The organism is Streptomyces mutabilis (assembly GCF_046628145.1).
GTDB lineage: Bacteria > Actinomycetota > Actinomycetes > Streptomycetales > Streptomycetaceae > Streptomyces > Streptomyces mutabilis.
In genome coordinates this window covers 327,086-338,908 of record NZ_CP176874.1, presented here as the reverse complement: position 1 = coordinate 338,908, position 11,823 = coordinate 327,086, and the positions used below count along the sequence as shown (strand labels likewise).

At 74.2% G+C, this 11,823-nt stretch carries 1 protein-coding gene and 2 pseudogenes; all 3 read left to right on the top strand.

Annotated elements, in window-relative coordinates; genetic code table 11:
- Positions 1–21: 21 nt before the first annotated feature.
- Entirely contained in the window at positions 22–4,908 is a 4,887-nt protein-coding gene (locus ACLIN4_RS01335; RefSeq protein ID WP_411575399.1) for a beta-ketoacyl synthase N-terminal-like domain-containing protein, read from the top strand.
- Positions 4,909–5,177: 269 nt separating this feature from the next.
- Positions 5,178–9,866, top strand: a pseudogene (locus ACLIN4_RS01330) (type I polyketide synthase); the annotation flags it as partial.
- A gap of 120 nt (positions 9,867–9,986) precedes the next feature.
- A pseudogene (locus ACLIN4_RS01325) lies at positions 9,987–11,786 on the top strand (type I polyketide synthase); the annotation flags it as partial.
- Positions 11,787–11,823 lie beyond the last annotated feature (37 nt).

Here is an 11,823-nt window from a genome sequence, read left to right as displayed (position 1 = left end):
ACAGGAAGGTTCCCCAACGTCATGCCCGATGACAAGAAGCTCGTCGACTACCTCAAGTGGGTCACGGCCGATCTGCACAAGACCCGGCGCCGCCTGGAGGAGACCGAGGCGGAACGCCGCGAACCCATCGCCGTCGTCGGCATGGCCTGCCGCCTGCCCGGTGGCGTGAACTCCCCCGAGGACTACTGGCGGCTCCTCGACGAGGGCCGCGACGGCATCACGCCCTTCCCCGACGACCGCGGCTGGGACCTCGACGCCCTCAACGGCGAAGGCGCAGGCAGCAGCGCCGCCGCCGAGGGCGGATTCGTCGACGCCGCCGCCTTCGACGCCGGCTTCTTCGGGATCTCGCCCCGCGAGGCCGTCGCCATGGACCCCCAGCAGCGCATCCTCCTGGAGACCACCTGGGAGGCCGTCGAACGGGCCGGCATCGACCCCGTCTCGCTGCGCGGCAGCCGTACCGGCGTCTTCGTCGGCACCGCCGGCGTCGACTACGTCGGCGTCGTCATGAACTCCCGCGAGGACGCCGAGGGACACGCCACCACCGGCCTCACCGCCAGTGTCGTCTCCGGCCGCCTGTCCTACGCCTTCGACCTCGCCGGACCCGCCGTCACCGTCGACACCGCCTGCTCGGCCTCCCTGGTCGCCATCCACCTGGCCGCCCAGGCCCTGCGCAACGGCGAGTGCGGCCTCGCCCTCGCCGGCGGCGTCACCGTGATGTCCACCCCCATGGGCTTCTCCGGGTTCACCCGCCAGGGCGGCATCTCCACCAGCGGCCGGTGCAAGGCCTTCGCGGACGCCGCCGACGGCACCGGCTGGTCCGAGGGCGCCGGCGTGCTCGTCCTGGAGCGCCTGTCCGACGCCCGCCGCAACGGCCACCAGGTCCTCGCCGTGATCCGGGGCTCGGCCGTCAACCAGGACGGTGCCTCCAACGGTCTGACGGCGCCCAACGGCCCTTCGCAGCAGCGCGTCATCCGCCAGGCACTCGCCGGGGCCGGGCTCTCCGCCGCCGACGTGGACGCCGTCGAGGCACACGGCACCGGCACCCCGCTGGGCGACCCCATCGAGGCGCAGGCCCTGCTCGCCACCTACGGCCAGGACCGGCCCGCGGACCGCCCCCTGCTGCTGGGCTCCGTGAAGTCGAACATCGGCCACTCCCAGGCCGCCGCCGGTGTCGCCGGCGTCATCAAGACCGTCCTCGCCATCCGGCACGGCGTCCTGCCCAAGTCCCTGCACATCGACCGGCCGTCCACGCACGTCGACTGGGAGGCCGGCAACGTACGCCTGCTCACCGAGCCCACCCCGTGGCCGGAGACCGGGCGGCCACGCCGCGCCGGCGTCTCCTCCTTCGGCATCAGCGGCACCAACGCCCACCTCGTCATCGAGCAGGCCCCCGACGCCGAGGAGCCCACCGGCGACGGGACGGAGGAGCAGGGAGCCACGCCCGCCGCGGTTCCCACCGTCGTCCCCTGGACGGTGTCGGCCAAGACCCGGGGCTCCCTCGACGCCCAGATCGCCCGGCTCACCGACGTCACCGGCGCCACCGCCCTGGACCTGGGCTTCTCCCTGGCCACCGGCCGCTCCACCTTCGAGCAGCGCGCGGTTCTGCTGGCCTCCGTCGACGGTGCGGGGGAGCCGGTGGAGGTGGCCCGGGGGCGGGCCGTGGAGCGTTCGCTCGCGGTGCTGTTCTCCGGTCAGGGGTCGCAGCGGGTGGGGATGGGGCGTGAGCTGTATGCCCGTTTCCCGGTGTTCGCGGGAGCGCTCGACGAGGTGTCGTCGTTGTTGGATCCGCAGCTCGATCGGCCTTTGCGCGAGGTGTTGTTCGCGGAGGAGGGCAGCGAGGAGGCGGCCCTTCTCGACACCACCGGGTATACGCAGCCCGCGTTGTTCGCGGTCGAGGTGGCGTTGTTCCGGCTGGTGGAGTCGTGGGGTGTCACGCCGGAGTTCGTCGCGGGTCATTCCGTCGGTGAGATCGCGGCCGCGTACGTCGCGGGGGTGTTCTCGCTGGAGGACGCGTGTGCGCTGGTGGCGGCGCGGGCCCGGTTGATGCAGGAGCTGCCGGCGGGTGGCGCGATGGTGGCCGTCCAGGCGACCGAGGCCGAGGTCGTCGACCGCCTCACCGGCGGTCTGTCCGTGGCCGCGGTCAACGGCCCGGACTCCGTGGTCATCGCGGGTCCCGAGGCAGAGGTGTCCGCGCTGGCAGAAGAGTTCACGGCCGAGGGGCGTAAGACGCAGCGTCTGTCGGTCAGTCACGCCTTCCACTCGGCCCTGATGGAGCCGATGCTGGATGCCTTCCGTCAGGTGGCGGAGACCCTGGCGTACGCCGAACCGCGCATCCCGGTCGTCTCCAACGTCACGGGTACGGTGGCCGAGCCGGGCCGGCTGACCACTCCCGCGTACTGGGTGGACCACGTCCGCGCGACCGTTCGTTTCGCCGACGGCATATGCGCCCTCGCCGATGCCGGTGCGGACGCCTTCCTGGAGATCGGCCCCGGCGGCGTCCTCACCGCCCTCACCCGGCAGACCCTCGACAGCCGCGACGGTGCCACGGGCACCGTCGCGGTGCCCGCCCTGCGGTCCAAGCGCCCGGAACAGCACGCCCTGCTGACCGGCCTCGCCGAGCTGCACGTCGCCGGTGTACGCGTCGACTGGGCCGCCTGGTTCCACGGCACCGGAGCCCGCCGCGCCGACCTGCCCACCTACGCCTGGCAGCACCGCCGCTACTGGCCGCGTCCCCTCGCCCACGCCGCCGACATCCCCGGCGCCGGCCTCACCCCGGCCGGGCACCCCTTCCTCGGTGCCGCGGTCGCCCTCGCCGGCGCCGAGGACGTCCTCCTCACCGGACGCATCGGCCTGCGCACCCACCCCTGGCTCGCCGACCACACCATGGGCGGCGTGATCCTCTTCCCCGCGACCGGCTTCCTGGAACTGGCCGTCCGCGCGGGCGACCAGGTCGGCTGCGGACGCGTGCAGGAGCTCACCCTCACCACCCCCCTCGGCCTCGACCCCAAGGACGCCGTCGCCGTCCAGGTCCGCGTCGGTCCCCCCGACGCCTCCGGCGGGCGTCCGCTCGGCATCCACTGCCGGCCCGCCGACGCCGACGACGCACCCTGGACCCAGCACGCCACCGGCGTACTGACCCCAGGCGAACAGGTCATCCCCTTCGAAGCCCCTGCCTGGCCGCCCGCCGGTGCCGACCCCGTCGACCTGACCGGGTTCTACGAGCGCACCGAGTACGGCCCCCTCTTCCAGGGCCTGCGCGGCGTCTGGACGCGTGGCGACGAGGTCTTCGCCGAACTGGAACTGCCCGACCGCACCGACGACGCCGCCCTGTTCGGCCTCCACCCGGCGCTGCTCACCGCCGCCCTGCACGCGGTGGAGTACGTCGACCTGAAGGACGCCGACCAGGGGCTGCTGCCGTTCTCCTGGGCCGGTGCCACCCTGCACGCCTCCGGTGCCACCCGGCTGCGGGTCCGCATCGGCAAGGCCGGCGAGGACTCCGTGTCCATCGCCGCCGTCGACACCTCGGGACGGCCCGTCCTCTCCGTCGAGTCGCTGGCCCTGCGGCCGTCCTCCGCCGCCCGCCTCCTGGGACCCGGTGCCGCGGACCGTGCCTCCCTGCGCGGCCTGGTCCGAGCCCCCCGCAACACCGCCTCGGCCACCACCCCGCACCCGGCCCGTCCCACCGAACCGGCCTCCTTCCGGGAGCACTTCGCCTCCCTGAGCGCCGCCGAGCAGGACGCCGCCCTCCTCGACCTGGTCGTCGACTGCGCCGCGGAACTTCTCGGACACACCGACACCGCCGACGTCGACCCCGACCGCGACTTCCTCGAACTCGGCTTCGACTCCCTGATCGGCATCGAGCTGCGCCGCAGACTGAGCGAGGCCACCGGACTCCAGCTTCCCGCGAGCATCGTCTACGACAGCGGCTCCCCGAGCGGTCTCACCGCCTGGCTGCGCACCGAACTGGGCGCCCAGGGCGGTGCCGCCCCGCAGACCGGCGCCGCCGGCGGCCCCGCCGAGAACGACTCGATGGAGCGCCTCTTCCTCGACGGCCTCGCCCAGGGCAAGCTGCGCGAGGCCCAGCGGATGCTCGCCACCGTCGCCGCGCTCCGCCCCTCCTTCGAGGTCACCGCCGAACTCGAGGACCTGCCCTGGCCGGTGACGCTCGCCGAGGGACCCGCCCCGTCCCGGCTCGTCTGCGTCAGCGCCCCCACCGCCAACGGCGGCGTCCACCAGTACGCCACCCTGTCCGGCCACTTCCGCGGCAAGCGGGACGTCACCGCCCTGCCTCTCATCGGGTTCAACACCGGAGAGGCCCTGCCCGCCCACCCCGAGGCAGCCGCCCGGATCATCGCGGAGAGCGCCCTCCAGGCCGCCGACGGCAAGCCCTTCGTCCTCCTCGGCCACTCCTCCGGCGGATCCCTCGCCTACGCCGCGGCCGGCGTCCTGGAGAGCACCTGGGGCATCCGCCCCACCGCCGTCGTCCTCCTCGACACCCTCAGCATCCGGCACGACAGCGACGAGGGCGTCGACTACAACGGCATGATGAAGTTCAACTTCACCGCCGTGGACGACTCCCCGGTGCGCCTCACCAACTCCCGGCTGTCCGCCATGGGCCGCTGGATGGTGCTGCTCAACGCCCTCGACGTGCACCCCACCACCGCGCCCGTCCTGGAGATCAAGTGCACCCGGGCGCTCATCGAGGGCGTTCCCGCTCCCGACCCCGAGCGCCTGCACGAGCCGGTCGTCCCGGACGCCACCGTGCGCCCCCTGGACGCCGACCACCTCTCCCTCATCCGCGAGGACTCCGGCCCCGCGGCCGGCCTCGTGGAGGAGTGGCTCACCGCCCTGGAGACCACGGTCACCTCCGACGCCGCGTCCCGGCAGGACACCGCCGTCGTCGGCTGACCGCACTCCGTCCGGAAGGCCCCGGCCCCGTGTCCGACCACGGACCGGGGCCTTCCGGCTAGGTACGCCCCCCGGCGCACTTTAGGGAAACCCGCAGTCCGGGACGGCCAGACTGGCCCTCGGACCGGGTCGGCCTGTCGCCCCGGACCGGATCTGCCGGACGGGCGCCGCGCCCGCCGGAACATCCAGCAGTGTCGGGGCGTGGAATCCGGATTCGCCGCTCTCCGCTTTTCGCGAGTTCCGGATCCTCATGGAGAGGTGGGCACCTGATGTCGAACGAGGACAAGCTCCGCGCGTACCTCAAGCGGGCCGTGGCCGACCTTCAGGAGGCCCGTCAGCGACTCGACGAGGCCGAGAACCGGGACCGCGAGCCCATCGCCGTCGTCGCCATGGCCTGCCGCTACCCCGGCGGCGTGCGCTCCCCCGAAGACCTGTGGGAACTGGCCAGGGACGGCGTGGACGCCATCTCCGCCTTCCCCACCAACCGCGGCTGGGACCTCGACCGGCTGTTCCACCCCGACCCCGCCCACCACGGCACCACCTACGCCCGCGAAGGCGGCTTCCTGCACGACGCCGGTGAGTTCGACCCGGCGTTCTTCGGGATCTCCCCGCGTGAGGCCCTCGCCATGGACCCGCAGCAGCGGCTGCTCCTGGAGACCTCCTGGGAGACCCTGGAACGCGCCGGGATCGCGCCCGACGCACTGGCCGGCAGCCCCACCGGCGTCTTCGTCGGCACCGGGCACGGGGACTACGACGGTGCCGCACGAGGGCGCCAGGAGGAGGTCGCCGGCCACCTCCTCACCGGCAACACGGTCGCCGTCGCCTCCGGCCGCCTCTCCTACACGTACGGCTTCGAAGGCCCCGCCGTCACGGTCGACACCGCCTGCTCCTCCTCGCTGGTGGCGCTGCACCTGGCCGTGCGCTCCCTGCGCCAGGGGGAGTGCTCCCTCGCCCTGGCCGGCGGCGCCACGGTCATGTCGACGCCGAAGATGTTCACCGAGTTCGCCCGGCAGCGCGGCCTCGCCGCCGACGGCCGCTGCAAGGCCTTCGCCGCCGCCGCCGACGGAACCGCCTGGTCCGAGGGCGCCGGGCTGATCCTGCTGGAGCGCCTGTCCGACGCCCGCCGCAACGGCCACCCCGTCCTCGCCGTGATCCGCGGCTCCGCCATCAACCAGGACGGCGCCTCCAACGGCCTCACCGCCCCCAACGGCCCCTCCCAGCAGCGGCTGATCCGGCAGGCCCTCATCGACTCCGGCCTCACCTCCGCCGAGGTCGACGCCGTCGAGGCGCACGGCACCGGCACCACCCTCGGCGACCCCATCGAGGCGCAGGCACTCCTCGCCACCTACGGTCGGGACCGCGGCGACGGACGACCGCTGCTGCTCGGCTCGCTGAAGTCCAACACCGGGCACACCCAGGCCGCGTCCGGCGTCGCCGGCGTGATCAAGATGGTGCAGGCGATGCGCCACGGGATCCTGCCCAAGAGCCTCCACATCGACGCGCCCACCCCGAACGCGGACTGGGAGGACGGCGGAGTCGAACTGCTCACCGAGCACACCGCCTGGCCGGAGACCGGCCGTCCGCGCCGCGCCGCCGTGTCCTCCTTCGGTGTCAGCGGCACCAACGCCCACCTCGTGCTCGAACAGGCTCCGGCCGAAGAGGCACCCGAGATCGCGGAGCCCGGACAGGCCGAGGGCGCGTGGTGGCCGTGGGTGGTGTCGGGCAAGTCGCGTGCGGCGGTGGGGGAGCAGGCGGCGCGGCTGGCGGCGACGGTGCGCGCGACGGACGCCTCCGTGCTGGACGTGGCGCACGCGCTCGCGGTGACGCGGGTGGCGATGGACCAGCGGGCGGTGGTCGTCGGCCGCGACGTGGACGATCTCCTCGCCGGCCTCGACTCGCTGGCGGCGGGTGAGCCCTCCGCCCGGGTCGTGGAGGGCGCCGCGGGGGACGGCACGGGGGGCGTGGTGTTCGTCTTCCCGGGCCAGGGCTCGCAGTGGGCCGGGATGGCGGTGGAACTGCTGGAGACCTCGCCGGTGTTCGCGTCCCGTATCGCCGCGTGCGCACAGGCGTTGGCGCCGTTCGTGGACTGGTCGCTGCCGGATGTCCTGCGCGGCGTGGAGGGTGCGGCGTCGCTGGAGCGGGTGGACGTGGTGCAGCCCGCGTTGTGGGCGGTGATGGTGTCGCTCGCCGAAGTATGGCGTTCGCGAGGTGTGCGGCCGGCCGCGGTGGTGGGGCACTCGCAGGGAGAGATCGCGGCCGCCGTGGTGGCGGGCGGTCTGTCGCTGGAGGACGGCGCGCGGGTGGTGGCGTTGCGTTCGCGGGCGTTGCGGGCGCTGTCGGGTCTGGGCGGCATGGTCTCGGTGGCGCGTGGCGTGGACGAGGTGCGCGGGCTGCTGGCGGGCTGGGACGGCCGGATCGGTGTGGCGGCGGTGAACGGCCCGTCGTCCGTGGTGGTGTCCGGTGACGCGGACGCGCTGGACGCGTTCGTGGCCCAGTGCGAAGCGGCGGGAGTGCGGGCGCGTCGGGTGGCGGTGGACTACGCGTCGCACTCGGCGCATGTGGAGCGTATCGAGGAGGAGCTGGCGCGGCTGCTGGCTCCGGTTACGGCCCGGTCCTGCGAGGTGCCGTTCTACTCGACGGTGACCGGCGAGGCGATCGACACCGCCGTTCTGGACGGCTCGTACTGGTACCGCAATCTGCGGGGCACGGTGGAGTTCGAGGCGGCGACGCGTGCGCTGCTGGCGGACGGTTTCCGGGTGTTCGTGGAGGTGAGCGCGCATCCGGTGGTGGCGACCGGGGTGCGGGAGACCTTCGAGGACGCCGGTGTGCGGGCGGGTGTGGTGGGCACGCTGCGCCGTGACGAGGGCGGACTGGAGCGGTTCACCCTCTCCCTGGGGGAGGCGTGGGCGCTGGGCGCCGACGTCGACTGGGACGCGTACTACGAAGGCACCCGGCCCCAGCGCGTCGACCTCCCTACCTACCCCTTCCGTCGCGAGTGGTACTGGCTGACACCCGCCGAGTCGGCCGCCGCCGCGTCCGGTGGAGACACCGCGGACGGCGAGTTCTGGTCGGCCGTCGAGAGCGGCGACATCACCCGTCTCTCCTCCGTCCTGGAGGTCACCGGGGACGACGTCGAGGCCTTCGGTACCCTGCTGCCCGCGCTGGCGTCCTGGCGCCGCCGCCGTACCCTGCGCTCGACCCTGGACGGCTGGCGCTACCGCGTCACCTGGACCGCGCTGACTGGCGCCGGCGGCACCGTGCCCGGCGGCCGCTGGCCGGTGCTCGTCCCCTCCGGGCACGCCGACGACCCCTGGGTGGCGGACGTACTCGCGGCCCTCGCCGCCCGCGGCCTGCGCATCGAACGCCACGACCTCACCGGCGACGAGGACACCGCCGCCCTCACCGCCCTCCTCACCACGGGCACGGGCGACGGCCCGGACAGCGACGGCGACGCGCCCACCGGAGTACTCTCGCTGCTCGCCCTCGACGAACGCCCCCACCCCGACCACCCCGCCGTACCGCGCGGCCTCGCCGCCGCCAAGGACCTGGTGCACGCCCTGTCCGGGACCGGGGCCCGGGTGTGGGCCCTGACCCGCGGTGCCGTCTCGGTCGACGGCCGCGACCCGCTGACCTCGCCGGTCCAGGCCGAGACCTGGGGATTCGGGCGTGCCGTCGCCCTGGAACTGCCCGACGCCTGGGGCGGTCTCGCCGACGTTCCCGCGGAGCCCGACGCCCGGTGCCTCGTCCGGCTCGCCGCTCTCCTCGGTGGCGACGAGGACCAGATCGCCGTACGGACTTCCGGCGCGTACGCCCGCCGCCTGGCCCGCGTGCCGCTCCCCGAGCCGACCGCGGCCACCGAGGACGCGCCGAGCGTGACCGCGTTCACCGACGACGCGCCGACCGTGACCGCGGCCGGCGAGGACGACGGGATCGGCGGCTGGGGCGACCACGACACCGTCCTGATCACCGGCGGCACCGGCGCGCTCGGCGCCCATGTCGCCCGCTCGCTGGCCGCCCACGGCGCACGCCACCTCGTCCTCACCAGCCGCCGCGGTCCCGACGCGCCCGGCGTGTCCGAACTGGTGGCGGAACTGACCGGCCTCGGAGCCCGGGTCACCGTCGCCGACTGCGACGTGGCCGACCGCGACCAGCTCGCCCGCCTCCTGGCCGGCCTCCCCGCCGAGCTGCCCCTCACCGGTGTCGTGCACGCCGCCGGCGTCCTCGACGACGGCGTCCTCGACTCCCTCACCCTGGACCGCTTCGAGGCGGTCCTGCGCCCCAAGACGGCCGGCACCGCCCACCTGCACGAACTGACCCGCGACCACCCGGTCACCCTGTTCGTGCTGTTCTCGTCGATCGTCGGCGTCCTCGGCAACGCCGGACAGGCCAACTACGCCGCCGCCAACGCCTACCTGGACGCCGTCGCCGAACAGCGGCGCGCCGAGGGCCTGCCCGTCACCTCCGTGGCCTGGGGCCCGTGGGCGGACGCCGGCATGGCCACCGCGGACGTGCTCGCCGACCGGATGAGCCACGACGGCCTCACCCCCATGGCCCCCGAGACCGCCGTCGCCGCGCTGCGCGCCGCCGTCGCCGAGGGCGCCTCCCACACCACCGTCGTCGACGTGGACTGGCGCTCGTACGCCTCCGTGATGACGGCGGCCCGGCCCAGCCCGCTCGTCGGGGACCTGCCGGAGGTCCGCCGCGCCCTGGAGGCGGCCGCCGCCGCGGCGCCCGACACCCACGCCCTGCGCGACCGGCTGCGCACCCTCACACCCGCCGAGCAGGACCGTCTGCTCACCGACCTGGTCAGGGCCGAGGTCGCCACCGCCCTGCGGTACTCCTCACCGGAAGCGGTCGACGTCGACCGCGCCTTCAAGGACCTCGGCTTCGACTCCCTGACCGCCGTGGAGGTCCGCAACCGGATCACCACCGCCACCGACGTCAAGCTCCCCACCACCCTGCTCTTCGACTACCCGAACACCGTGGCGGTCGTCGCGCACCTGCGCACCCTGATCCTCGGCGAGGACCGCACCGCCGCCGCGCCCGTAGTGGTGTCCGCGGGCGTCACCGACGAGCCGATGGCCGTCGTCGCGATGGCCTGCCGCTTCCCCGGCGGCGTCACCACACCCGAGGAACTGTGGGAGCTGATGGCGGCCGAGCTGGACGTCGTGTCCACCCCGCCCGAGGACCGCGGCTGGGACCTGGACTCGATGTACGACCCGGATCCCGACCGGCAGGGCACCACGTACAGCCGCGAGGGCGGCTTCATCCGGGACGTCGCCGGATTCGACCCGGCGTTCTTCGGGATCTCCCCGCGCGAGGCGTTGGCGATGGACCCGCAGCAGCGGCTGCTCCTGGAGACCTCCTGGGAGACCTTCGAGCGCGCCGGCATCGACCCGCGGGCCCTGCGCAACAGCGCCACCGGCGTCTTCGTCGGCAGCATCACCACCGACTACCAGGTCCGGCTCGGCGGTGCCGCCGCCCAGGAGCAGCTCGCCGGACACCTGATGACCGGCAACGCCTCCAGCATCGCCTCGGGCCGACTCTCCTACACGTACGGCTTCGAGGGCCCCGCCGTCACCATGGACACCGGCTGCTCCTCCTCGATGGTGGCCCTGCACCTGGCGCTCCAGTCGCTGCGCACCGGCGAGTGCACCATGGCACTGGCCGGCGGCGTCACCGTCATGTCCACGCCCGAGCCGTACGTGGAGTTCTCCCGGCAGCGCGGCCTGGCCGCCGACGGCCGCTGCAAGGCCTTCGCGGAGGGCGCCGACGGCATGGGCTTCGCCGAGGGTGTCGGCCTCGTGCTCCTCGAACGGCTCTCCGACGCACGCCGCAACGGCCACCCCGTCCTCGCGGTGGTCCGAGGCTCGGCCCTCAACCAGGACGGCGCCTCCAACGGCCTGACCGCACCCAACGGCCCCTCCCAGCAGCGCGTCATCCGCCAGGCCCTGGCCAACGCGGGCCTGACACCCGCCGACGTGGACGCCGTCGAGGCGCACGGCACCGGCACCCCGCTCGGCGACCCGATCGAGGCGCAGGCCATCCTCGCCACCTACGGCCAGGACCGCGACCCCGAGCGGCCCCTGCTCCTCGGTTCGTTGAAGTCGAACATCGGTCACACCCAGGCCGCCGCCGGTGTCGCCGGCATGATGAAGATGATCCTGGCGATGCGGCACGGCACCCTGCCGAAGAGCCTGCACATCACCAATCCGACCCCCGTCGTCGACTGGTCGAGCGGCGCCGTCCGCCTGGTCACCGAGGCCACGCCCTGGCCGGAGACCGGCCGTCCGCGCCGGGCCGGCGTCTCCTCCTTCGGCATCAGCGGCACCAACGGTCACCTCATCCTGGAGGAGGCTCCGGCACCCGAGCCGACGCCGGCCGAGGAGGCGACGCCGGCCGTCGAGGACGGCTGGTGGCCGTGGACGCTGTCGGCCAAGTCCCGGGCGGCCGTGGGCGAGCAGGCCGCGCGACTGGCCGCCGCCGTGCGCTCGTCGGACGCTCGGGTGCTGGACGTGGCGCACTCGCTGGTGACCACCCGCGTGGCCATGGACCACCGTGCCGTGGTCGTCGGCCGGGACACGGAGACCCTGCTCGCGGGCCTCGACGCGCTGGCCGCGGGCGAGGCCGCCGCCGGCGTCGTGGAGGGCGTCGCGGGCGAGGGCTCGGGCGGTGTGGTGTTCGTCTTCCCGGGGCAGGGCTCGCAGTGGGCCGGCATGGCGACCGAACTCCTGGCGACCTCACCGGTGTTCGCGTCGCGCGTCGCGGAGTGCGCGGCGGCGCTGGAGCCGTTCGTGGACTGGTCGCTGCCGGATGTCCTGAAGGGCGCGGAGTGCGCGGCGTCGCTGGAGCGCGTGGACGTCGTCCAGCCCGCGCTGTGGGCGGTGATGGTGTCCCTCGCCGAGGTGTGGCGGT